21 protein-coding genes are annotated in these 23050 nt (G+C 63.6%); 15 read left to right on the forward strand and 6 right to left on the reverse strand.

Translation table 11 applies throughout. From position 1 onward, the window contains the following. Positions 1-5: 5 nt before the first annotated feature. Genes gmtY through gmtX form a run of 3 tightly spaced genes read left to right on the forward strand, consistent with a single transcriptional unit; the run spans position 6 to position 4690 of the window. On the forward strand, positions 6-1406 hold the full coding sequence (gmtY, locus tag ACEN8U_RS11345; protein WP_310109345.1) for a gamma-mobile-trio recombinase GmtY: 1401 nt from the start codon (positions 6-8) through the stop codon (positions 1404-1406). Positions 1407-1415: 9 nt separating this feature from the next. Beyond that, on the forward strand, positions 1416-4013 hold the full coding sequence (locus ACEN8U_RS11350) for a VPA1269 family protein (RefSeq protein ID WP_310109348.1): 2598 nt from the start codon (positions 1416-1418) through the stop codon (positions 4011-4013). After that, positions 4010-4690 (forward strand): gamma-mobile-trio protein GmtX, encoded by a 681-nt coding sequence (gmtX, locus tag ACEN8U_RS11355; protein WP_310109349.1) that lies wholly within the window; start codon positions 4010-4012, stop codon positions 4688-4690. Before ACEN8U_RS11350 ends, gmtX begins: the two co-directional genes overlap by 4 nt. Positions 4691-4876: 186 nt before the next feature. Here the strand turns inward: gmtX and ACEN8U_RS11360 are convergent, their stop codons facing one another. Further along, complete coding sequence (locus ACEN8U_RS11360) at positions 4877-5665, reverse strand: hypothetical protein (protein WP_310109352.1); 789 nt, start codon at positions 5663-5665, stop codon at positions 4877-4879. A 216-nt stretch (positions 5666-5881) separates the two neighbouring features. Here ACEN8U_RS11360 and ACEN8U_RS11365 point away from each other — a divergent pair, with 216 nt between their 5' ends. From ACEN8U_RS11365 to ACEN8U_RS11385, 5 genes are all read left to right on the forward strand, one after another. Beyond that, positions 5882-6187, forward strand: a complete 306-nt coding sequence (locus ACEN8U_RS11365; RefSeq protein ID WP_310109355.1) for a DUF4148 domain-containing protein — start codon at positions 5882-5884, stop codon at positions 6185-6187. A 130-nt stretch (positions 6188-6317) separates the two neighbouring features. Next, positions 6318-6980 (forward strand): response regulator, encoded by a 663-nt coding sequence (locus tag ACEN8U_RS11370; protein ID WP_310109357.1) that lies wholly within the window; start codon positions 6318-6320, stop codon positions 6978-6980. Then, on the forward strand, positions 6977-8314 hold the full coding sequence (locus tag ACEN8U_RS11375; protein ID WP_310109360.1) for an ATP-binding protein: 1338 nt from the start codon (positions 6977-6979) through the stop codon (positions 8312-8314). Before ACEN8U_RS11370 ends, ACEN8U_RS11375 begins: the two co-directional genes overlap by 4 nt. A gap of 178 nt (positions 8315-8492) precedes the next feature. Beyond that, positions 8493-9554, forward strand: coding sequence for a methyltransferase (locus ACEN8U_RS11380; RefSeq protein ID WP_310109363.1), 1062 nt, complete (start codon positions 8493-8495; stop codon positions 9552-9554). Between the two features lie 140 nt (positions 9555-9694). Next, a complete protein-coding gene (locus ACEN8U_RS11385; RefSeq protein ID WP_310109364.1) occupies positions 9695-10018 on the forward strand; it encodes a DUF4148 domain-containing protein in 324 nt (107 codons plus the stop codon). 63 nt (positions 10019-10081) lie between these two features. Here ACEN8U_RS11385 and ACEN8U_RS11390 read toward each other — a convergent pair whose 3' ends face one another. Beyond that, positions 10082-10996 (reverse strand): LysR substrate-binding domain-containing protein, encoded by a 915-nt coding sequence (locus ACEN8U_RS11390; protein ID WP_310109367.1) that lies wholly within the window; start codon positions 10994-10996, stop codon positions 10082-10084. 108 nt (positions 10997-11104) lie between these two features. Between ACEN8U_RS11390 and ACEN8U_RS11395 the strand changes: the two genes are divergently transcribed. From ACEN8U_RS11395 to ACEN8U_RS11425, 7 genes are all read left to right on the forward strand, one after another. After that, positions 11105-12199 (forward strand): tartrate dehydrogenase, encoded by a 1095-nt coding sequence (locus ACEN8U_RS11395; protein WP_310109369.1) that lies wholly within the window; start codon positions 11105-11107, stop codon positions 12197-12199. A 180-nt stretch (positions 12200-12379) separates the two neighbouring features. Then, positions 12380-13690, forward strand: a complete 1311-nt coding sequence (locus ACEN8U_RS11400; protein ID WP_310109372.1) for an MFS transporter — start codon at positions 12380-12382, stop codon at positions 13688-13690. A gap of 98 nt (positions 13691-13788) precedes the next feature. After that, positions 13789-14322: a DUF4142 domain-containing protein gene (locus ACEN8U_RS11405; protein ID WP_310109376.1), complete on the forward strand. Its 534-nt coding sequence runs from the start codon at positions 13789-13791 to the stop codon at positions 14320-14322. After that, positions 14315-14689, forward strand: a complete 375-nt coding sequence (locus ACEN8U_RS11410) for a cupredoxin family copper-binding protein (protein WP_310109379.1) — start codon at positions 14315-14317, stop codon at positions 14687-14689. Before ACEN8U_RS11405 ends, ACEN8U_RS11410 begins: the two co-directional genes overlap by 8 nt. A 13-nt stretch (positions 14690-14702) precedes the next feature. Next, on the forward strand, positions 14703-15413 hold the full coding sequence (locus tag ACEN8U_RS11415; RefSeq protein WP_310109381.1) for an RNA polymerase sigma factor: 711 nt from the start codon (positions 14703-14705) through the stop codon (positions 15411-15413). Between the two features lie 309 nt (positions 15414-15722). Next, entirely contained in the window at positions 15723-16733 is a 1011-nt protein-coding gene (locus ACEN8U_RS11420; RefSeq protein WP_374725926.1) for an ABC transporter substrate-binding protein, read from the forward strand. 101 nt (positions 16734-16834) lie between these two features. Further along, positions 16835-18535 carry a GMC family oxidoreductase gene (locus ACEN8U_RS11425; RefSeq protein WP_310109384.1) on the forward strand — a complete coding sequence of 567 codons (1701 nt, stop codon included), beginning with the start codon at positions 16835-16837 and terminating at the stop codon, positions 18533-18535. A gap of 3 nt (positions 18536-18538) precedes the next feature. Here ACEN8U_RS11425 and ACEN8U_RS11430 read toward each other — a convergent pair whose 3' ends face one another. Genes ACEN8U_RS11430 through ACEN8U_RS11445 form a run of 4 tightly spaced genes read right to left on the reverse strand, consistent with a single transcriptional unit; the run spans position 18539 to position 23046 of the window. Next, positions 18539-19966, reverse strand: a complete 1428-nt coding sequence (locus ACEN8U_RS11430) for an aldehyde dehydrogenase family protein (RefSeq protein WP_310109387.1) — start codon at positions 19964-19966, stop codon at positions 18539-18541. A 31-nt stretch (positions 19967-19997) separates the two neighbouring features. Beyond that, positions 19998-20792, reverse strand: a complete 795-nt coding sequence (locus ACEN8U_RS11435; protein ID WP_310109391.1) for an ABC transporter permease — start codon at positions 20790-20792, stop codon at positions 19998-20000. After that, positions 20789-21700 (reverse strand): ABC transporter permease, encoded by a 912-nt coding sequence (locus tag ACEN8U_RS11440; RefSeq protein ID WP_310087426.1) that lies wholly within the window; start codon positions 21698-21700, stop codon positions 20789-20791. The genes ACEN8U_RS11435 and ACEN8U_RS11440 overlap by 4 nt, the downstream gene beginning before the upstream one ends. Further along, entirely contained in the window at positions 21697-23046 is a 1350-nt protein-coding gene (locus ACEN8U_RS11445) for an FAD-binding oxidoreductase (RefSeq protein ID WP_310109393.1), read from the reverse strand. The genes ACEN8U_RS11440 and ACEN8U_RS11445 overlap by 4 nt, the downstream gene beginning before the upstream one ends. Positions 23047-23050 lie beyond the last annotated feature (4 nt).

Genomic DNA, 23050 nt, shown 5'->3' on the forward strand with positions numbered 1-23050 from the left:
TTCTCATGTTCGTGAACGTCAAAGCCCGTGTCTACACCGATGCTACCGGGGTCTACACCGAGTTGCCCGCACTGTTGACTCCAGTTGGGGTGCTGGAGCCCTTGCTCGACTACTGCCTGCATCGTAGCCACGACCGCAGTCTGACTTGGATGACAAAGGTAAGACGCGCGGTGGTGATGTTCCTCGAATACCTGCAATCCAACCCGGCCGAGCGCGACACTTACCTGCTGTTCCAGAATTTTGCTCAGCGGCTCTATACTGGCACCTTCGACCGCGCGACCGGCCTCGACCCCAGTGGCCTGTGCTGGACGCCGCGCTCGCCGCAGGACGCCTCGCACATCGTCACCCACCTGACGGACTTCTTCGACTGGCTCGGCGAGATGCGTCCCGAGACGGCTCAAGTGAACCCGCGTTACGCGGGCGGGGCCTTCGACCGGCAGACCGACGAGGCTGCCTACCAGTTTCGGCGTAGCAAGGCTTTCCTCGGACACACGTGGGCGGCGAACGCATCTCCCACCGAAACTGGGCACCGTGTCCGGGGTGAGCGTCTTCCGAAAGTCGAAAAAGGCGAGCCGCCGGCCTTCCCAGATGAGCGCTTCGAAGAACTGCTCGTCAAGGGATTCCGCGCGGGCGGACGCCAGGACTATCGCGGCATGCTCATCACGCTGCTGCTGCATGGGGCGGGGTTCCGCGAGTCAGAGCCCTTCCACCTCTACATCTCTGACGTATTCCCGGACCCTGCCAACCCGCACCAGGCCAAGGTACTCATCCATCACCCGAGCCATGGCGCCGCACCCTCCGACTGGCGCGATGCGAGGGGCAAGACGCGTAAGGGCAACCGCGTGGAATACCTCGCCCAGCAGTTCGGCCTCGCGCCCCGCACCGAAGTGATGGACCGACGTCACGCCGGCTGGAAAGGCGGCATGCACGACGCGGCCTACTACAAGCAGGCGTACTGGTTCCTGCCGGAGTATGGCGAGTGGTTCCTGCAACTGTGGCACCGCTACCTGGAACAGGTAGCACGTGTCGAGCGTGACCACCCGTTCGCCTTCATCAATCTGAGCCGCGAACCCGTGGGCGCGATGTACACGCTGACCCAATACAACAAGGCGCATGCCGCCGCCTGTGAACGCATCGGCCTAACGGTCGGCAAGGCATTGGGTACCACCCCGCACGGCCACCGCCACGCCTACGGCCGGCGGCTGCGCAACGCTGGCGTCGACAAACCCTTCATCCGCCGCTTCATGCATCACGCCTCTGTGGAAAGCCAGGAGGTCTACACGCAGGCTACCACTCGCGAGGTCATGGCCGCGCTTGAGGTAGCCGCTCGGCAGCTTCGGGACAACCCCGCCGGCACTTCCTCCGTTCCGGGCGGACTGCCGACGGGCATCAAACTCAATGACTGAAAATTCCGCATGACCGAAAAGAAGAAAGCGACCGCGCCTAAAGCTTTTGCAGCCACGGCCTCCAAGGTGAAAGGGGTACGGCGCGAATCGGACACATCCCTTGGGTGGGTGGAGCGCCAGCATCCGCAACTGGCTGCCTGGCGCACCTTGGCATTGATGTGGCTCAAGGGCGAAACGCGCGGGGTTGCTAAAAGGCTCCTCGCTCTGGCCGCCTTCTTCGAGCGCTATCTCGTCCAGCAGGGGCTGCCGGTCGACCCGGCGGTGCTACTGGCCCGCAACACTGTCGTGCCCGATTTCTACCGCACAACCTGTCCGGATTCGGTGGACGGCATCAACTACAACAACTACGTCCATGCCTTCCTGCACTTCGTGCTGTTGCGCGAGTTCAGCGAAGCGACCGACGACGGCCAGATGGTCGTCTCACCGGCCTTCCGCAACCCTATCCCCAAGATGACCATGGCTGGCTTTCCCAAGCGCGACGAGAGCGTGCATTCGCCGCTGCCATATGGCTACATTGACGAACTGCGGCGCATGCTCGCGGCGGGGCCGAGCTTCCGTGACTGGCAGTGGGCGCAGGGCGCGCTTGGTGCCGACATCGGCCAGCGCGGGCGTAGCGGACCCGACTGGTTCGAGGTGGCCGAGGACCAGATAGACCGGAACGACCCGGACTGCGTGTGGCGTGAGCGTCCGATGAAGAACGGCACACGCCTAGAGATGTGGAGCCCAGTGCGTTGGGTTGCGCTGCTCGTGAAACTCATCCTGCCGCTGCGGACCTTCCAGGTCCGCATGCTCGATTCAGGCGAAGCTGATACCTGGCGCTACGAGGCGGGCGTCTGGGTGTTGAGTCCCAGCGGGCTCGCGCAGGGCAGCGAACGTCGCCCCCTCCAGCAAGGGGTGTTCCGTCGCAGCAACCCACTCGCCGACGGCGAGGCCGTCCCGGCCGTGCTCTACATCAACACCAACAAGACCGCCGACATCGCCAAGACCGGGATTGAAAAGGGCTACGTGCTGCCATGGTCTGTTAGCGGGCCGGTCCATCAGGACGTATTCTATTGGCTAGAGAAGCTGCGCAACTGGCAGGAGAAGTACAACCCCGTGACGAGGCGCACATCTTGGGCGGAACTGGATGGCCGCCACATGAATGTGAAAAGCGACGTACAACTCGCGGGCTATCCGGACGCCTGCTTCCTTTTTAGGTTGCCGGAGGCACAAGACGGCGAGCGTCATCTGCCTATCAGGGACGGGGGGCTCGATGTCTGCTGGTTTTCGATGCTCGAAGCGCTGGAGCTACGGCTTGCCGACCGGGGCGAGACTCATCGCAATGGCTCGCCGATTGTGTTTCTACCTGCGGTTGAAGAGCGGTCAGGCGCTCCGAAAACCCTCTTCCCTCTGCACAGCCTACGTGTCTCTCTCATCACTGCGCTGGCCTTGGAAGGACGGGTGCCGTTCCCCGTGCTGCAAAAGCTCGTCGGCCATAGCCGCCTGCTGATGACCATCTACTACACCAAACCCGGCGCGACTCACATCCGCGACTTGCTGCTTGGCGCGACGGAGCGGCTGGAGGCGAACAAGGAAGCGAGTATCCAGAACTTCCTGCCCGACACCGCACACGACGAACTGCTGAAAAAAGCCATCTGCAACAGCGTACCCAGCCTTGCCGCCGCCATCCCGCAGCATCCGGCCGCACGTAACCCGGCCGGTTGGATGCCAATGCACCACGGCATGTGCCTGGTCGGTGGCAACACAAGCGAGGTCGAGGACAACGGCTCGGTGGGCGGCTGCTTCAACGGCGGGCCAAACCTTGGCTCACCGTCAAGTCCAAAGTATGGGCCCGTTCCGGGCGGCAGCCGCAACTGCGTGCGCTGTCGGTGGTTCGTGACCGAGCCGCACCACTTGCCCGCGCTGGCAGCCCAGTTCAACACCCTGGCCTATCACTTCGACGAGGCACGCAACGTCTGTCTCGCACGCGAAGATGAGTTGCAAGGTCTGAAGAAGCAGAGGATAGATGCGGAGGATTCGGGGCAGCCGTTTGCCCGTCAGGACGCCTACCGACAGGCCGAGCGGGTGTGGGAAAGCGCAATGAAGCGCTTCAGCGACATGGCGGAAGACTTGGTGGCCTGCTGGCGTCTCATCGAACGCTGCAAGGCGGCGCTCGATACTCCGCAGGGCGACGGCACGCAACTGGTCACGGCCGGCACCGTGGCCGACGTGCAGGTGGCCTTTGAGGAGACCGAGTCGGAGCTCCTCCAGTTGGCCGGTGTCTGCGAAAGCGTCGAGGTCTACCCCGACCTGCAGCCGGGCAAGGCGGTCTTCCGCCGCAGCCAGCTGCTCGATGGCGTGCTCTACCGTGACGACCGGTCACCCGTCTTCATGCTTCTCAGCGAACAAGAGCAACTGCTCGCGGGCAATGCCTTCATGCGGCGACTCGCCCAACAGATGAACCCTGCGAATCCCGCGCTGGGCCAGCGGGAAGTGATTCGCCTGATGGACGCAGGGGTGCGCCTCAGCCAACACTTCGACATTGACCTCTCCTCGCTGCCGCATGCTTCCCGACCCGTACAGACGTTCCCCGCCGGACCCCGGACCCTGACGGGAGCTGAAGCATGAAGGGCATGACGAACATCCATCCTGACGCGGTGCTCACGTCGCTGCTCGACAAGGGCGGGCGCTCTAACCGGCGGGCGAACTTGGCAAAGATGCACGAGCTTTGCCGCAGGCAATACGAGGCGGGCTCTCGCGACTTCTCCCTGCCAGCCATCGGCCGCCTAGCAGAAGCCGAAGGCATCCTGAAGGGGCGAGCGCTCTACAACGCCCCGTCCGCCGACTATCGGACGCTCATCGAAACTTGGGCAGCCTACGCGGGCCCCGCCGCGCCCAAGCCACCTAAAACCCTGGCGAGCCACGATTACCTGATGCGCATCGACGACCCGGCCATCCGCTCCATCATGCAGGCCATCGTCACCGAGCGTGACAAGCTCAAGGCGCAGCTCAACGTGCTGAAGGCCAACACGCAGGTGACCGTGGACCGGCGTCCCTTGGGCGCGACCGTCTCATCTGCCCCAGGGACACAGTCGGTGGCCGTGGTTGCCTTGTCCGCGCAGCTCACGTCATCCGAGCGCGAAGCCTTGCAGAAGGCGGTGTCGGCCAGCTACCTTGAAGAGCGCGGCCTGAAGGAAGGAAGCCACGGCGAAATCGTCAACGAGCGCGGACGAACGGTGTTCGAGGTCGGCTTTGCCCGTGCCGTTCGCAAGGTGCTGGGCGATGTCATTCCCAAACTTCCATGAAAAAAAGCGCCGAAGTTGCCGTCGGCGCTTGAAAGTTTCGATGTATTACGATGTATCGCCACATCGTAGTGAGGCGGTCCTGAAAGCTGATTACTGTCAATGACTTGCAGCAATTCACTCACATCGTATGTATGTTTAGCGTATAGGTCTCTCGGAAGGGGCGTTTTCGCTCGGTTCAACTCTGCTTTACACCGCCGGCTCGCGTCTCGCCGAACGCTGCGGCAACAGCGCGATACACGCGACGATAAACACCACGAGAATCCCCGAAGCATAGAGACGGCTGATATGCAGGCCGCCCTCGGCAACCGGCTTGTCGAGCAGGTCGCCGAGCGTCGCACCGAGCGGGCGCGTCAGGATGAACGCGGCCCAGAAGAGCGCCGTGCGGGACACGCGCGACCAGAAATACAGCGCTGCGACGACCAGCAGACCCGCGCCGAAGATCATCGCGCCATATTCATAGCCGACGCCGAGACCGCCGCGATCTTCGCCCGCGACCCAATCGCCGAGTGCCGTGCCGAGCGTTTGCGAAAACAGGATCGTGATCCAGTAAAACCATTCCGCCTTCGCCGTGACGATACTCTGCACGGAGACCGTGCCTTCCGAGCGATACCAGATCGCGAGGCTCGCCGCGAGCAATGCCACGACCACAGCGACGCCGCCCGGATAGCCGATGCCGAGCGACCTGTCCGCGAAATCCGCCATCGTGGTGCCGAGCGTGGTGGTCGCGATGATGGTTGCCCAGTAGAGGAACGGATGAAAGTCACGCGCCTTGATCTGACCGGAAACCAGCGCGATGAAGAACACGAGAAAGATCGCCGAACCGATCAGGTAGCCGAGGTTCAGCGACATCGACACCCAGTCGCCGCCGGTTTCTCCCAGCGTGGTCGCCGCGACCTTGATGATCCAGAAACCTAGCGTCACTTGCGGCACTTTGCTGACGGCATCGTCGGCGAAGTTCTTCAAGCTGTCGTTCATCACTTTGCTCCTTCCTGGCAGTTGCATTGGCACGCCAATCTATAGGCGAGAGGTTAACGCTTGCTTAAGGGCATGACGTCGAGCGGGCGCGAACCGCTGGGCGTGCGGCGCGAACCGGCTAAGCGTCCGTTAACTTTCGATGCTTAATCTGAAGCCGTACGTCGCGGTTTTCGCGATGTCATCGGCCAAACCGGAATCGAAAACGGAGAGATCACCATGAAACGTCTATTGCTTACCAGCGCCCTCGCCATCGCGACAGTCCTGCCCGCAGCGGCTTTCGCACAGACCGCCAACGGCCCGCTCACCCGCGCGGATGTGAGAGCGCAAAGCGCACAGGCGGCGCAAGACCACCGCATGAGCTCGAAGGTGCATTACCCTGGTTCGCAGCAAGCTGCGCGCCCGGATCAATCCGTCGACTCGGGCGGCTACGGCACGCAGGCCGGCGGCTCATCCGAATCGCGCGCGTTGCCCGGGCATGCAATATTGCCCAGCGCACGCGCAGCACTTTTTGCGCATCATTGAGCGGTCTGTGCACGTATCGCATGCCTCGCAGGCAGGCCGCGGTCACCACGCTGGCACCGCACAGGTACCTTAAGGAAGCGTTAACCTCATCTGCGCGACAATGGGGAATAACGACAACGCGGGGAATGCGATGCGTCTGCTTCTCGTAGAAGACGATGAAATGATTGCCGAGCCGGTGCTCGACTCGATGCGCCGCGAAGGCTACGCGATCGATTGGGCACAGGACGGCCGGGCCGCCGAGCTCTCGCTTGGTAACGGCGTGTACGACCTCGTGCTGCTCGACCTCGGCCTGCCTCGCAAAGACGGCATCGAGGTGCTCAACGCCTATCGCAGTCAAGGCGGCGAAGCATCCGTCATCATTCTCACTGCACGCGATGCGGTGGACGATCGCATTCGCGGACTCGACGCCGGCGCGGACGACTACCTCGTCAAGCCATTCGATCTCAACGAACTGGCCGCGCGAGTGCGTGCACTGTCACGTCGTCGCACGGGACAGAAGCAGCCCGTCTACACGCACGGCGAGCTGACACTCGATCCCGCCGCTCATGAAGTGACGAAAAGCGGCGTGCCCGTGCCGCTCGTGCCGCGCGAATTCACCTTGCTGCAAGTCCTCATCGAGGCGCCGGCGCGTGTCTTCACCAAGGCGGAACTGGAAGACAAGCTGTACGGTTGGGGCGAGGAAGTCGGCAGCAATACGATAGAAGTGCATGTGCACAGTTTGCGCCGCAAGATCGGTGCAGAGCAGATCGTGACGGTGCGCGGCGTCGGGTATCGCCTGAAGAGGTGCGAATGACGTCGATTCGCCGCTGGCTGCTCGGCTGGCTGATTTGCGGCCTCGCAGCAGCTTCGGCGGCGGCCGCGTTCGGTATCTTTCGCACCGCACGGGAGGAAGCGAGCGAGCTGTTCGACTACGAACTGCGCACCGTCGCGTTGTCGTTGCCAACCAATCTCGAGACCGCGGAAACCGTCGACCGGAAAGGCCCCGAATTCGAGGGCATTTCCGACGATCTCATCCTGATCGAGATCTGGGACAAGTCAGGCACACTGGTGTATCACTCACGGCAGGCGCCTGTTCTCACACGCGTGCCCGAGGGTATCCGCACCATCGAGCGGAACGAGGTGCATTGGCGCGTGCTGGCGCTGCAACAACCCGATCGCTTCGTACAGGTCGCGCAGCCCGTTTCCGTGCGCGACGCGTTGGCGCTGCGCCTCGCGCTGCACACGTTGTGGCCGCTTGCCGTCCTGATGCCGGTGACCATTGTGCTGGTGCTGTTTGTGGTGGGCAAAGGTCTTGCGCCGATCGGCGGATTATCGCGCCTGCTCGGCACACGTTCGCTGGAATCGCTCGAACCGATTCGTCTGGACGACAAGGTCCCGGTCGAAATCCGACCGCTCGTGGATGCCCTCAACGATCTGCTGCAGCGCCTGAATGTGGCGTCGAGAGCGCAGCGCACGTTTATCGCCGATGCCGCCCATGAGCTTCGTTCGCCGCTCACGGCATTGAAGCTGCAATTGCAGGCCGCGGAAAAGAACGGCACGCTGACGGGCGACGGACAAACGCTCGAACGCATCGACACGCGTCTTAACCGGCTCATCCGCCTCGTGCACCAGTTGCTGACGCTCGCGCATGAGGATGCCGAATCGACCAGCACGGCCGCCGTGGTCAGTTTGCGAAAAATCGGCGAGCAGGCGGTTGGCGATTTCTCGCTGCTCGCCGACGACAAGCAGCTCGACCTCGGCCTCGAATCCCGGCCACCGGTGACCCGCGACGACGCCTGCAATGTGCTCGCCGACGCGCACGGCGTGAGCGTGCTGCTGAACAATCTCGTCGACAACGCGATCCGCTACACGCCGCCCGGCGGCAAGGTGGATGTCGTGCTGACCCGCACCGGCGATCGCTTCGGCTTTGAGGTCGTCGACACCGGCCCTGGGATTCCCGAAGAAGATCTGAACCGTGTACTCGATCGTTTCTATCGCGGCCAGCACACCAAGGGCACGGGCAGCGGACTCGGACTGGCCATCGCCGCGCGCATCGCGCAGCGGCAGCAGTTGCGATTGTCGTTGCGCAATAACGCCGATGGGCGGGGGCTCAGCGCATCGGTGAGCGGATTCGTGAAGGCAGACTAGCGCGGCTGCAAGCACCGGCAGCACGCGCAGCACACATTCTGTTCGCTCCCGCACATAGCAGCGCAGAAATCCGTCTTGACCGTGCGAAACGAGCGCCCTACCTTTTTCAAAGCGCCTTCATCTGCTTTACGTTTTGTCTGCGTGCGGTTTAATCGTAGGTGAACTGAACGGAGGACTTATGGAACGTGAGCCGGACAGTGCTTTCGCAGCCTCCTCAAGCGAGGCATCGCCGGAACCCTCGCCTGAACGGCTGCTGCAACTGGGCATGGCATTCTGGGCTTCCAAGACGCTGCTATCCGCCGTCGAACTGGGCCTATTCACGCAACTGGCCAGCGGCCCGCGCGAGGCGGCGGCGCTCACGGAGTCGCTCGGGCTTCATCCGCGCTCCGCGCTCGACTTTCTCGATGCGCTGGTAGCGCTCTCGCTACTGGAACGTCGCGACGGTGCATACAGCAATACGCCGGATGCCGATCTTTTCCTCGACAAGGCGAAACCCTCCTACGTAGGCGGCCTGCTTGAAATGGCGAATGCGCGGCTTTATCCATTCTGGGGCTCGCTCACCGAAGCGTTGCGAACCGGCCTGCCGCAAAACGAAGCCAAAACCGGCGGCAGCCTGTTCGACGCCATCTACCGCGACGAGGCGTCGCTGCGCGGCTTTCTGCGCGCGATGAGCGGCGTGAGTCTCGGTGCCGCGCGTGCTATCGCGCAGCGCTTTCCGTGGAGCGAGTACAAAACGTTCATCGATATCGGGGCGGCACAAGGCGCGCTGCCCGTGCAGGTCGCGCTCGCCCATCCTCATTTGAGCGGCGGGGGCTTCGACCTGCCGCTCGTGGGTCCCGTATTCGACGAATATGTCGCGGCGCATGGCCTCACCGAGCGCTTGAAGTTTTATCCCGGCGACTTTTTCAAGGACCCCTGTCCTTCCGCGGACGTCCTCATCATGGGCCATATTCTTCACGACTGGCCGCTGCCGCAAAAGCTCGAACTCCTGTCGAAATGCCACGCCGCATTGCCGCCGGGCGGCTCGCTCGTGGTCTACGACGCCATCATTGACGACGAGCGACGCAGCAATGCATTCGGCTTGCTGATGAGCCTGAACATGCTGATCGAAACGCCGGGCGGGTTCGATTACACCGGTGCGCAATGCCGCGAATGGATGAAGCGGGCGGGCTTTGCCGACGTGCGGATCGAGCCTCTGGTGGGGCCGGACTCGATGGTGGTCGGAATCAAATCACGCTAGCGCTGTGGAGCGTTGAACGCGGGGCGCCGGAGCCCTCGCGGGAATAACTATCCGATGTCACTGGTTTACCGATGCAGAGCGAGTCATCTCGAACGCAAACCGCTTTCGAACGATTCGCTCGTCCATCGAGGAGCAGTGCCATGAAATCCAGCCATGCAAACCGCGCGGCGTCCCGCGCGTTGTTCTCCCTTATTTCCACCGTCGCCTTCATGATTGCGTCGCCATGGGCACGTGCGCAAGCATCGCCCGAGACCGGTCATCCGCTCACGCGTGCCGAAGTCATGCATGAACTCGAAGAACTGGAAGCCGCCGGATACAACCCGTCGCTCGGCGACGACGGCCAGTATCCTGCCGACATTCAGGAAGCCGAAAGAAAAGTCGCCGCCATGCATGCGGCACAAAAGAGCGCGCTCATGGATCAGGACCCGGCCATGCAGAGCATGCCCATGCCCGTGCAGAAATAGCGCCGACGCGCAGCACACACGCTACGGGAAACCGACGAGCCGACGCCACCGCGGATGGCCTCATCACCCGACTTCGCCGAGCTCCCGCGCGACAAAATCCACGAATGCGCGAATGCGGTTCGACATTTGATGCCGCTGCGAATACACGGCGAATATATCGGCGTTCGGCGTGTCGTAACCGGGCAGCACGACAACGAGCGAGCCGTCGGCCAGATACTGCTTGATGTCCCATTCGGCGCGCATCAGAATGCCGTGCCCTTCGAGCGCCCACTTCACTGCGATCTCGCCGTCGTTGGTGGTGAGCGTGCCCTTGATGCGCACCGCCTCCGTCTTCTGCGAGGCGCCCTTGCCCGAAGTCAGGCGCCACACGCCATACGCTTCGTCGCCCTGACGAATGCCGATGCAGTTGTGCCGCGTGAGATCGTGCGGCGTCATCGGCATGCCGTGCGCCGCAATATACGCCGGCGCCGCGCAGAGCAGACGCCGGTTGCCCGCGAGGCGCCGCGCGATCACGCGCGTGTCGGGCGGCTCGCCGAAGCGGATGCACACGTCGAAGGTATCGTCCGTGAGCGGCGGCGGCGTCACCGATAGCTGAAGCTGCACCGACACCTGCGGGTACTTCGCGACAAAGCGCGAAATGGCGGGCGCGACATGACTGCGCCCGAACCCGAGTGTGGCATTCACGCGCAGCAGTCCCTTCGGGCTCTTCTTTGCCGAACCGAGCAACTCGGCCAGTTCGTCGATTTCGTCGAGAATTCGGCGCGCGTGCCCGAGATACAACTCGCCTTCGGGCGTAAGCATCATCCGCCGCGTCGTGCGGTTGACAAGCGCGACGCCCGCGCGGCGCTCCATCTGCGTGAGCCGCTTGCTGACGGCCGCCGCCGTCAATCCCAGTTCACGCGCCGCCGCACTTAGGCTGCCGGACGCCGCAAGCGTCGAAAAAAAGCTCAGATCGGCCGGCTGAACGGTATCGCGCATGGGCGGCACTTGTGAATGAAAGTTAAAGATGCTTTGAGTTTAGCACCGGTTTTTGCGCACAGATGTCGATACAGTCGTCCTCATGCACAACATTCCCGGAGACACAGCATGAAGACCTATCGCATCGCGACCATTCCCGGTGACGGCATCGGCAAGGAAGTCGTGCCGGCCGGCGCGCAGGTGCTCGAAGCGCTCGCCAGGGCCACGAAGTCGTTCGCATTCGAATTCGAGAACTTCGACTGGGGCGGCGATCACTACCGCAGGCATGGCGTGATGATGCCGGCGGACGGGCTCGACGCGATCCGCGACAAGGATGCGATCCTGTTCGGCTCCGCAGGCGACCCCGACATTCCCGATCACATCACGCTGTGGGGTCTGCGTCTGAAGATCTGCCAAGGTTTCGATCAATACGCGAATGTGCGCCCCACGCGCATCCTGCCGGGCATCGACGCCCCGCTCAAGCGCTGCAAGCCCGAAGACCTCAACTGGGTGATCGTGCGTGAAAACTCGGAGGGCGAGTACTCCGGCGTCGGCGGCCGCGTTCACCAGGGGCATCCGATCGAAGCGGCAACCGACGTGTCGATCATGACCCGCGCCGGTGTGGAGCGCATCATGCGCTTCGCGTTCCGCCTCGCGCAATCCCGCCCGCGCAAGCTGCTGACCGTGATCACGAAGAGCAACGCCCAGCGTCACGCCATGGTGATGTGGGACGAAATCGCGCTGCAGGTCTCGAAGGAATTTCCCGACGTAACGTGGGACAAGGAACTCGTCGATGCATCGACTGCGCGCATGATCAACCGACCCGCGAGCCTCGACACCATCGTCGCGACCAATCTGCACGCCGACATTCTCAGCGATCTGGCCGCCGCGCTGGCCGGCAGCCTCGGCATTGCGCCGACCGGCAACATCGATCCGGAACGCCGCTTTCCGTCGATGTTCGAGCCGATCCACGGTTCGGCGTTCGACATTATGGGCAAGGGCCTCGCGAATCCGGTGGGCACGTTCTGGTCGGTTGTAATGCTGCTCGAACATCTCGGCGAATTCGACGCAGCCCAACGCGTGATGCAAGCGGTGGAAGCCGTCACTGCGGACAAGTCGCTGCATACGGGCGACCTCGGCGGCACAGCGACCACCGCGCAGGTGACTGCCGCGGTGTGTGCATTCATCGAGCGAGCCGCGGCGCCCGCCGCGAACGCCGCGTAGGTCTGCAAATCAAGCTGCAAAATCAGCCTGATCTTTCACGACAGGTTCGCCGCGCGAGACGCGCCCCCCGGCCTGCAGCCGGAAAACACCCGGACAACAGCCGCATTCGACGGCTGCGGCGCGCTTCGCTTTGCCGCCTTTCACAAGCGTGCACCGTTTAGGCCTCCCAAGGAGGAGACAATGATGACCGACCTCGAAAGCCGGGTGTCCCGCAAGCTCATGCTGCGGATCATCCCGTTTGTGATGCTGCTCTATTTCGTGAGCTTCCTCGACCGCGTCAACGTGGGCTTCGCCGCGCTGACGATGAACAAGGCCATCGGCCTTTCGCCGACCGCATTCGGGCTCGGCGGCGGCCTGTTCTTTATCGGCTACTTCCTGTTCGAGGTTCCGTCGAACCTGATTCTCCACAAGGTCGGCGCGCGCCGCTGGATTGCCCGCGTGATGGTGTCATGGGGCATCGTCTCGCTGGCGTCCGCGTTCGTCGTCGGGCCGAACAGCTTCTACGCGCTGCGCTTTTTGCTCGGTGTCGCCGAAGCGGGCTTCTTTCCCGGCATCATTCTGTACTTGAGCCTGTGGTTTCCGACGCGTCAGCGCGCCGTCGCCGCCGCCTGGTTCATGGCCGCCGCGCCGATTTCCACGGCAATCGGCTCGCCGATTTCCGGCGCCATCATGAAGCTGCCGCCCATCGCAGGTCTCGCGGACTGGCAACTGCTCTACATCCTCGAAGCACTGCCCGCGGTCATTCTCGGCTTTTTCGTGCTGAAGTATCTGACCGACACACCTTCCAAAGCGCAATGGCTCGCGCCGGAAGAGCGCGACTGGCTGATCGCGAAACTGAAGACGGAAGCCGACGCGCGTGAATCGCACGCGGGCCACACGGCCGGCGCATTGAGCGCGCTGCGCGATCCGCGTGTTCTCGCGCTCGCGCTGATTTACTTCGGCACGTCGGCGGGTTTGTACACGCTCGGTTTGTGGGCTCCGCTCATCATCAAGCAGTATGGTTTCGACTCGTTCGAAACAGGACTGCTTGCGGGCATACCCAGCATCGTCGCCGTCATCGCAATGATCTTGTGGGCGAAGCACTCCGACCGCACCGAAGAGCGCACGTGGCATGTCGTGATTCCGTGCGTGCTGGCCTGCCTCGGTTTCGTGTTCGCGGGCAACGCGGCGACCGCGCTGATGATCGTGCTGGCTCTCGTGGTCGTGAACGTCGGCATCAGCGCGGCCAAGGCGCCGCTGTGGGCCATGCCCAGCATGTTCCTGTCGGGCGCGGGCGCGGCGGCGGGCATCGCGATGATCAACTCTATCGGCAATCTCGGCGGCTTCGTCGGTCCGTTCGCGATCGGCTGGCTCAAGAACGTGACGGGCGGCTATTCGGCGGGGCTGTACGTGGTCGGCGCGACGCTCGCCGTATCCGCCGTCGTGACGCTGATGCTGAGCCGGCAATCGAAACAGACGCCCGTCGCAGCCGGCGAGCGGCATAGCCACTGAAACCGAGCGCCCGCTCGCATTTCATCCGGGAACGGGATTCTCCGTCGTGACATCCAACGTCGTATGCAACATAACGTTGACTACACGGGAGAATCCGCATGAAACTGATCCATCCACACTGGTTGGCCGCACTGGCGCTCGTCAGTCTTAGTAGCTGGGCGCAAAGCGCCGGTCCGAGCGATCCGCAGATCGCGGCCATCGTCGTTACGGCCAATCAGGTCGATATCGACGCGGGCAAGCTCGCCGAGTCGCGTTCGAAATCGAGCGACGTCAAGGCGTTCGCCAAACAGATGGTCACCGACCACAGCGCCGTCAATCAATCCGCCAGTGACCTCGTGCACAAACTCAACGTGACGCCCGAGGACAACGCTACCAGCCAGAGCCTCAAGCAAGGCGGCGACGCGAACCTCGCGGCCCTGAAAAAACTGAAAGGCGCCGCGTTCGATCGCGCCTACATCGATCACGAAGTGACCTACCATGAAAGCGTGCTCGACGCCCTCGATAAAACGCTGATTCCCAGTGCGAAGAACGAGGAACTGAAAGCGCTGCTCGTCAAAGTGCGGCCTGCCTTCGTCGCGCATCTGGAGCATGCGAAGCATTTGCAGGCGTCGCTGGAGAAAAGCAGTGGCTAGCCGACGCGCTGGGCCGCGCAATCGCACGCTCGCGCGCGTGCTGCTCGCCTGCACGATGCCGGCTGCGATGTTCATGCCGGTGTGGGCGGCCACCTCGAGCCATGCGCTTGCCGCGCCGAAGACCTATGTCGTCACGATCGAGAATATGCAGTTCAATCCGTCAACATTGACGGTGAAGCGAGGAGACCGCGTCGTATGGATCAACAAGGATCTGTTTGCGCATACCGTAACCGCCGACACGCATGCGTTCGATTCGCGCAGCATTGCTGCCCACGCTTCCTGGTCTTACGAGGCGGCCAAGGCCGGCAGCTATGCGTACGGCTGCACGTTTCATCCGACCATGCGCGGCGCGCTGAACGTCCAGTGAGAGCCCGCAGACGATGACCGAAACAGCGAACCTGCCGTCCACGCGCAGCGCCGCGGAGGACGACCTTGCCCTGGTACAGCGCATTGTCGCGGGCGATCGCGCGGCGTTCGAACTGCTGATGCGGCGCCACAACCGCCGGCTGTACCGGCTTGCGCGGGCCACACTGCGCGACGACGCCGAGGCCGAAGACGCGCTGCAGGACGCGTACCTCCATGCCTATCGCTCACTCGGCCGGTTTCGCGGCGACGCGGCGTTGACGACGTGGCTCTCGCGGCTCGTACTGAACGAATGTTATGGCCGGATGCGCCGCCACGCCCGCCGCGAGAACGTCGTCCCTATGGTCAGTTCGAACACCGCCGACATCGATATCGAAGCCATGCGCCCTTCCGACTCCGAGCCGCCCGACAGCGCAGTAGCGCGTGCGGAAATGCGCGCGCTGATCGAGCGCAAGCTCGACGAACTGCCGGACTCCTTTCGCACGGTGTTCATACTGCGCACCGTCGAAGAGCTCAGCGTCGAGGAAACCGCGCAGTGCCTCGACATTGCCGAAGCCACCGTGCGCAGCCGGCACTTTCGCGCCAGGAGCCTGCTGCGCGAGGCGCTCGCGCGAGACATCGACCTGGCCAGCAGCGAAATCTTCGGCTTCGCGGGGGCGCGCTGCGACCGGATCGTCGCGAATGTGATGGCGCGCATCGACAAGCACGGCGAGAGCAATCAAGGCTAGGCAGGCACCGCGCGCGCCTGGCGCCGCGCCGGCAACAACTCGACGGCGCGGCGAGCCAACGGCACCCCCACGGCGACCACCGCCACACCCACCGCAAAGGGTCTGACATAACACCATGTCATGACCACTCCAACAATTGCGGCGTTGCTCCGCTCGAATTGGCTCACTATATTTCCATTCAAGCCCGCGCTCTTCGCTCCTTCGGTTTCAAGCCGCAGCGGTGAAAGCGCCGACCTGGATGATGTCTTTTCGCTTCAACCGTATCGAGGAGAAGTCGTGATCAGCATGCCAAGGTTGCGCCCGTTTGCCATGACTCTGGTGTTGAGCGTCGCGAGCATGGCGCCCGCGCTCGCCGCGGGAAAAATCACTTTCGTGTCGCAAGGCGGCACGTATCAGGAAGCCCAGACCAAAGCCATTCTCGACCCAGCGGCGAAGGAGTTGGGCATCACCATCAATCAGGACAGCATTCCCGATGCGTGGCCGCAGATCAAGGCGCAGGCGGCGACCGGCAAACCGATCTGGGATGTGGTGGACACGCCCACCTCGAACTGTCTGCGAGGCGGCCGCGAGGGACTGCTCGAAAAGCTCGACTTCGCGAAGCTCCCCAACGCCGCCGCGATGCCGGAAAAATACCGCACGCCTTATTCGGTTGCGTACGAGTTCTATTCGACGGTGATCGGCTACAACAAGAAGACGCTGAAAAAGACGCCGCAAAGCTGGGCCGACTTCTGGAACGTAAAGGCTTTCCCCGGCACGCGGGCGCTGCGCAACGACCCGCAAACGGTACTTGAAGCCGCGCTGCTCGCGGACGGCGTGCCGCGCGACAAGCTCTATCCGCTCGACGTGGACCGCGCGTTCAGGAAGCTGCAGCAGATCAAGCCCGACATTACGGTGTGGTGGACCTCCGGCGGCCAGTCCGCGCAATTGCTGCACGACGGCGAAGTCGACATGACGATGATCTGGAACGGCCGCGCGAGCGCAGTGCGCAAGGACAATCCAGATGTCGATTTCACCTTCAACGACGGCATTCTGCAAAATACGCAGTTGTGCGTGCTGAAGAACGCGCCGAATCTGAATGACGCCATGCGCTTCCTGAACACCGCCGTTTCGCCGGAACTGCAAGCGAATCTGCCGCTTTACATCGACTATGGCCCCGGCAATCCGGCTGCGTTCAAGACCGGCAAGATCACGCCCAAGCGCGCGAGCGAATTGCCAAGCTCGCCCGAGAATGCTGCAAAGCAGGCATTGATGTCCGAAGACTGGTGGGCGTCCGATGCAGGCATTCAGGCCAAAGCGCGCTGGCTGAAGTTCATGCAGTAACGGTCGGCCTTCTATTAGCATTCATGCGCCCGCGGGATTCGGTTCATCGCGGGCGTTCTGCTTTTTTCGGCTTGCTTTAACGCGGTCTTCATTCATCCGACGTGATCGACTATCTGATTCTTGGCGGCGGTTCGGCGGGCTGCGTGCTTGCCGCGCGGCTCTCCGAAGATGCGGGCAAGCGCGTGTGCCTCGTCGAACCAGGGCGCGATATCTCGCAAGCGACCATGCCCGCCGAAATTCGCAGCCGCTATCCGGGCCGTGCGTACCTGGATACGGCCAACCTCTGGCAGCAATTGAAAGCGCGCATGAGCGCGCCTGCCGCGCTGCGCCGCTATGAACAGGCGCGGCTTCTGGGCGGCGGCTCGGCGATCAATGCGCTCATGGCCAACCGCGGCGCGCCCGCCGACTACGACGAATGGGAAGCTCTCGGCGCACAAGGCTGGAACTGGCAAGCGTGTCTGCCTTATTTTCGCAAGCTCGAAACCGACTGTGACTTCGACGGCCTGGACCATCGGGACCTGCACGGCGCGCACGGCCCGCTACGCATCCAGCGAACGGCATGGCCGCGTGTCTCGCCCTTCGTGAAAGCCGTGCTGGATACCTTAAAGCACGACTATCCGCTGCGCGACGACCAGAACGGCCCGTGGCAGGACGGCACCTTTATCGGTTCCATTGCGGTGAGCGCCCAGGGCGAGCGCATCCCCACGTCCGTCTGTTATCTGGACGACACCGTGCGAGCACGGCCCAATCTCATCATCCGCACGGATGAGATCGCGGAGCGCATCCTGTTCGACCAAAGGCGCGCGGTGGGCGCGCGCGTGCTGCGGCCTGACGGCACGCATCATGACTTGCGGGCCGGCTGCGTCATCGTCAGCGCGGGCGCCATACACTCGCCCGCGCTGTTGCTCCGAAGCGGCATTGGTCCAGCCAACGAGCTCGCCGCACTCGGCATCGACGTCCTCGTGCATCGCGAAGGCGTGGGCCGCAATCTGATGGAGCATCCGTCCATCGCGGTGTCGGCGTTTCTGCCCCGTGCCGCACGCACGCCGTTTCCCGACGAGCATCACGAGCAGGCTATCGTGCGTTTTTCATCGGGACTCGCCGGCACCGTGCCCGGCGACATGCACGGCGCCATCCTGTCGCGCTCGGGCTGGCATTCGGTCGGCTGTCGCTTGGGCACCCTGTTCTTCTGGGTCAACAAATCGTATTCGCGCGGACGTCTGAAGCTCAAATCGGCGAGCGCACTGGACGAGCCCGACGTCGATTTCGCCATGCTGTCCGATGCGCGCGATCTCGAACGGCTGAAGCTCGCGCTGCGTTTCGGCGCACAGACACTCGCCGCGCCCACAATGGCCGCGCATCGCGACACGTTGTTTCCATCGAGCTATTCGCCGCGCGTCGCGGCCGTGGCGGTGCCTGGCGCCTGGAACGCATTGCAACGCGGCGCGCTGTCGGCGCTGCTGGACATCGCGGGGCCGCTGCGCGCGTCGCTCGTGCGCCGCGTGGTCACGCAAGGCGTGACGCTCGACCAGCTGCTCGCCGACGATACCGCGCTCACGCAGTTCGTCACGCGTTCGGTGGGCGGCACATGGCACCCATCGGGCACCTGCCGCATGGGCGCCGCCGACGACCCGCTCGCGGTCACCGACGCATGCGGCGCAGTCTACGGCGTGGACGGCCTGCATGTGTGCGACGCATCGTTGATGCCGTCCATTCCCTGCGCGAACACCAACGTGCCGACCATCATGATCGCCGAGCGCATCGCCGATCTGTTGCGCGGCCGCGGCCATGCCGTCGATTAGTGCCTAGTCGCCGTAACCGACAATGCCCTTCACTTCGAGAAACGCTTCGAGGCCCCACTCGCCGTATTCGCGGCCGTTGCCGGATTGCTTGTAGCCGCCGAACGGCGCGCCCGCGTCCCACGACGGATAGTTCAGATACACGCTGCCCGCGCGCAGGCGGAATGCCACGCGGCGGGCGCGCGCCTGATCTGCCGACTGAACATACGCGGCGAGACCGAACGGGGTGTCGTTGGCCATGGCGATGGCGTCTTCCTCATCGCGATACGGCATGATGGCGAGCACCGGACCGAAGATCTCTTCGCGGGCAATCGTCATCGACGGGTCGACGTTTGCGAATACCGTGGGTCGTACATAGTAGCCTCGCGTCAAACCCTCGGGACGGCCCAGACCGCCGGCGGCGAGCAGCGCGCCTTCTTCGATACCCTTTGCGATGAGCCGCTGCACGCGCGCGTATTGCACGTCGCTGACCACCGGACCCATCGTGGTGGCGTCGTCGTTCGCGGGCCCGACGCGGTGTGCGGCCGCCGCGCGCCCGGCAATGCGCACGGCCTCGTCGTGCCGCGCCGCGGGCACCAGCATGCGCGTCGGCGCGTTGCATGACTGGCCGCTGTTGCTGAAGCACGAATTCACGCCCGAGGTGACGGCGGCTTCGAAGTCCACATCGTCGAGAAGAATGTTGGCGGATTTGCCGCCCAGTTCCTGGTGCACGCGCTTGACGGTCGGCGCCGCGAGCTTCGCGATTTCGACGCCCGCGCGTGTGGAGCCTGTAAAGGACACCATATCGACGTCCGGATGGCCGCATAGCGCCGCACCGACAGTCGGGCCGTCGCCGTTCACAAGATTGAACACGCCGGGCGGCACGCCCGCGGCGTCGAGTATCTCGGCGAACAGCACGGCGTTCAGCGGCGACACCTCGCTCGGCTTGAGCACCATCGTGCAGCCCGCGGCAATTGCGGGCGCAACCTTGCAGACGATCTGATTGATGGGCCAATTCCACGGCGTAATGAGAGCGACCACGCCGATAGGCTCATGATTGACGAGCGTCGTGCCCTTCTTGCGCTGCCACGCGAAGCGCTCGCAGGTATGCAGCAGTTCTTCCAGGTGACGCTTGCCGAGCGCCGCCTGCCACGCGTGCGAGAGCTTTTTCGGCGCGCCGATTTCACGCGAGATGATGTCGGCCATGTCGTCGTAGCGCGCCATGTAGGCATCGAGTACGCGGCGAATCAGCGCGACGCGTTCAGCGGGCGACGTCAGCGAAAACGACGCGAAAGCGCGTCTTGCCGCGGCGACCGCGCGGTTCACATCGTCGGCATTACCCAGGGCAATTTCGGCGAACGGCTCTTCCGTGCAAGGATCGACCACGGCGAGGCGCGCCTCGCCGGACGGCGCAACCCAGGCGCCGTCGATATAAAACTTCAGTGCATTCGACATCCGCTTTCCAATCCGATGAGGTGACGAAAGATCACGCGCGCGCGTTCGCCGAACGCCGGCTCACGACGACGATCATCACGAGGCACAAGGTGAGCGCAGTGAGCATGGTGCTGATCGCGGCGATGGTGGGATCGATCTCGTCGCGCAGCGTGACGAACATGCGGCGCGTGAGCGTCTGATTCGTGCCGCCGGAAATGAACAGCGCGACCACGGTTTCGTCGAGCGCCTGAATGAACACGAACACCGCGCCTGAAATCACGCTCGCCTTGATCTGCGGCAGCGTCACCGTGAGGAAGCTGCGCAGGCGATTCATGCCGAGACTGCGCGCCACCATCTCCTGCGTGCGGTCGAACGTGCGCAAGTCCGCGCCGACTGAAATCAGCACATACGGCAACCCCAGCATCGTATCGGCGACGATCAGCCCGCCGAGCGTGTTCACATACCCCGCCTGCGTGAACACGAAGAACACACCCACTGCGACGATGATGATCGGCACCATCAGCGGCAACATCAGCAGCGTGCGCAGATAGCGCATCGACCAGTGCGTGCCGTGCTGGATCGCGTAGGCCGCGGCTACGCCGAGCGGTGTGGCGAGGAGCGCCGCACACACGGATGCCGTGAGCGTCACGCGAGCCGCTTCGATCCACGCGGGGTTATCGAAGAACGCGTGATACCAGCGCAACGAATAGGCGGGCGGCGGGAACGTCATGAAGCGCGTGTCCGAAAACGACAGCGGCACGACAATCAGCACCGGCAGCATCAGGAACACGAGAATCAGCACGACGACCGCACCGAGCACGACTCTGCCGAACGGAATCCTGTTCATTTTGCGCCCAGGGTCTTTTCGAGAGGAATCACGCGGCTCGCGGCATAGAAGATCGCGAACACGCACACTAGCAGCACGACGCTGACCGCGCTCGCCGCGCCCCAACTGTTGTATATCTCGACATTGCGGCTCACCACCATGGACACCATGATCGACTTGCCGCCGCCCATCAGTTCGGGCGTGATGTAAAAACCGAGGCACAGCACGAAGACTAGCGTGACGCCGGCGACGACGCCGCTCATCGACAGCGGCAGAAACACGCGCCAGAACACGTGCCAGGGCGAGCCGCCGAGACTCGCGCCGGCTTGCGAAAGATTCGCGGGAATCTTCTGCATGGCTGAATAAAGCGGGAGCACCATGAACGGCAGCAGAATATGCACCATCGCGAGAATGGTGCCGAACTGGTTGTACGCAAGTTGCACCGGGCGATCCACGAGCCCCATTTCCAGCAGCGCCTTGTTGATGAGCCCGGTGCGCTGCAACAGCACGAGCCACGCGTAGGTGCGCACGAGCACGCTGGTCCAGAACGGCAGGATCACCATGCCGAGTATCAGCGCGCTCCATCGCGGCGAGACCGAGGACGCAAAATAGGCAACGGGATAACCGAGCAGCAGCGTCACGCCGGTCACGATCACGCTAAGCCTGAATGTGAGCAGGAACGTGTCGAGATAGGTGCCGGTGAAGATGCGCCGATAGTTGACGAGCGTGAAGCCGCCGTCTTGCCAGATGGACTGCCACGACAGCCACGCGAGCGGTACGACCAGCAGCACCACAACGACGAAAAGCGCAGGCGCGAGCAAGAGCAGCATCGCGCGATCTTCGCGTTGCTGATGGCGCACCGACGGGTCCGTCGCGGTCGTCTGCATCAAGGCGGGTTCCTGGAAAATCCGTTTGGCTGTCGTCATCATGCACCCACGGCGTCGAGAAACTGATACCACGCGGCCACCACACGAACGCCCGGCGCGCGCAGCGAATGAAACGGCACAGGCCGCAAGCCTTGCTGGCCAAGCAATGCGAGTTCCGGCGTGTCGCCAAGCGCGAGCGCCGCCGCATGCTGGCCGAGCAGGCTCGCCATGGCCACGCCGGCGCCGTTATATCCCAGACAGAAGGTCGTGATGTCGTCGCTTCGCCCGACATGCGGCAAGGCATTGAAGGTCATGCCGACATAGCCCGACCATTTGTATTCGATCTGCACATCCGCGAGATCGGGAAACAGCGCGACCATGGCGCGCCGCAATGCGACGAAGCCGGTCGCCTGTCCTTCCTTGCCGAATGCGTCGCGTCCGCCGAACAGCATGCGGCCGTCCACCTTGCGGAACCACTTCATCATGCGGCGCGTTTCCGTATAGCTGCGGCGTTGCACCATCAGGCGCGCATCGAGTTCTGCGGGGAGCCGCGCGGTCGCGATCATTGCGCTGCGAAACGGCACGAGTTCACGCTGATAAGCGGCGGTCGCCGACGTGAGATCCGAATACGCATTGGTCGCGACGATCACCTGCTTCGCGTGCAAAATGCCGCCGGGCGTGCGCAGCACGGCGCCGCTGGCGCCACGCAGCGACCGTGCGATCTCGACGATCGGCGTGGCTTCGTAAATCGGCACGCCGCGCGCCGTGAGACCCCGCGCGATACCGCACACATATTCGAGCGGCAGGATCGTGCCGGCGTCGGCGCTCAGCACGCCGCCGACAAATCCCGCCGATCCCGTCTCGCGCGTCACTTCCTCGCGCGATTGCACGCTCATCGACGCGTCGCCCAGTTGCGTGCGCACCCAATCCGCCTCCGCGCGAATCGCCGCGAACGCGCGTTCGGTATGCGCGCAACGCAGGCTGCCGGTACGCTCGAAATGCGCGCGTTCCAGCCCGAATTCGTCGACGAACGATTCAACCACGCGCACGCCTTCGTGCGCGAGACGGTGCATGCGCTTCGCGGTGTCCAGTCCGTGCAGTTTGTCGATCAGCGGAAACGACAAGCGGAATTTCGACGACACCACGCCGCCATTGCGTCCGCTCGCGCCCCAGCCGACCGGGTTCGCATCGAACACCGCGCAGTCGACGCCGCGCTTTTGCAGCGCGTAAGCAGCCGCGAGGCCCGAGTAGCCCGCGCCGATCACGGCTACGTCGACGGAAAGATCGCGCGCGAGCGGCGCGCCCATGCTGACGGGCGCGAGCTTGTGAGCCGAGCGCGCCGCCATCGCCCGCCATAACGAGTCCGGCTGCGGGCGCTGCGACGGGTTGTGAACGGCGGGCGCGAGCATGGCG

Source organism: Paraburkholderia phenoliruptrix (assembly GCF_047325075.1).
Taxonomy (GTDB): domain Bacteria; phylum Pseudomonadota; class Gammaproteobacteria; order Burkholderiales; family Burkholderiaceae; genus Paraburkholderia; species Paraburkholderia phenoliruptrix.

Excerpts from the sequence above, each read along its gene's own strand:
- gmtY (WP_310109345.1), top strand. The coding sequence starts at position 6 with ATGTTCGTGAACGTCAAAGCCCGTGTCTACACCGATGCTACCGGGGTC.
- ACEN8U_RS11350 (WP_310109348.1), top strand. The coding sequence starts at position 1,416 with ATGACCGAAAAGAAGAAAGCGACCGCGCCTAAAGCTTTTGCAGCCACG.
- gmtX (WP_310109349.1), top strand. The coding sequence starts at position 4,010 with ATGAAGGGCATGACGAACATCCATCCTGACGCGGTGCTCACGTCGCTG.
- ACEN8U_RS11360 (WP_310109352.1), bottom strand. The coding sequence starts at position 5,665 with ATGAACGACAGCTTGAAGAACTTCGCCGACGATGCCGTCAGCAAAGTG.
- ACEN8U_RS11365 (WP_310109355.1), top strand. The coding sequence starts at position 5,882 with ATGAAACGTCTATTGCTTACCAGCGCCCTCGCCATCGCGACAGTCCTG.
- ACEN8U_RS11370 (WP_310109357.1), top strand. The coding sequence starts at position 6,318 with ATGCGTCTGCTTCTCGTAGAAGACGATGAAATGATTGCCGAGCCGGTG.
- ACEN8U_RS11375 (WP_310109360.1), top strand. The coding sequence starts at position 6,977 with ATGACGTCGATTCGCCGCTGGCTGCTCGGCTGGCTGATTTGCGGCCTC.
- ACEN8U_RS11380 (WP_310109363.1), top strand. The coding sequence starts at position 8,493 with ATGGAACGTGAGCCGGACAGTGCTTTCGCAGCCTCCTCAAGCGAGGCA.
- ACEN8U_RS11385 (WP_310109364.1), top strand. The coding sequence starts at position 9,695 with ATGAAATCCAGCCATGCAAACCGCGCGGCGTCCCGCGCGTTGTTCTCC.
- ACEN8U_RS11390 (WP_310109367.1), bottom strand. The coding sequence starts at position 10,996 with ATGCGCGATACCGTTCAGCCGGCCGATCTGAGCTTTTTTTCGACGCTT.
- ACEN8U_RS11395 (WP_310109369.1), top strand. The coding sequence starts at position 11,105 with ATGAAGACCTATCGCATCGCGACCATTCCCGGTGACGGCATCGGCAAG.
- ACEN8U_RS11400 (WP_310109372.1), top strand. The coding sequence starts at position 12,380 with ATGATGACCGACCTCGAAAGCCGGGTGTCCCGCAAGCTCATGCTGCGG.
- ACEN8U_RS11405 (WP_310109376.1), top strand. The coding sequence starts at position 13,789 with ATGAAACTGATCCATCCACACTGGTTGGCCGCACTGGCGCTCGTCAGT.
- ACEN8U_RS11415 (WP_310109381.1), top strand. The coding sequence starts at position 14,703 with ATGACCGAAACAGCGAACCTGCCGTCCACGCGCAGCGCCGCGGAGGAC.
- ACEN8U_RS11420 (WP_374725926.1), top strand. The coding sequence starts at position 15,723 with ATGACTCTGGTGTTGAGCGTCGCGAGCATGGCGCCCGCGCTCGCCGCG.
- ACEN8U_RS11430 (WP_310109387.1), bottom strand. The coding sequence starts at position 19,966 with ATGTCGAATGCACTGAAGTTTTATATCGACGGCGCCTGGGTTGCGCCG.
- ACEN8U_RS11435 (WP_310109391.1), bottom strand. The coding sequence starts at position 20,792 with ATGAACAGGATTCCGTTCGGCAGAGTCGTGCTCGGTGCGGTCGTCGTG.
- ACEN8U_RS11440 (WP_310087426.1), bottom strand. The coding sequence starts at position 21,700 with ATGATGACGACAGCCAAACGGATTTTCCAGGAACCCGCCTTGATGCAG.
- ACEN8U_RS11445 (WP_310109393.1), bottom strand. The coding sequence starts at position 23,046 with ATGCTCGCGCCCGCCGTTCACAACCCGTCGCAGCGCCCGCAGCCGGAC.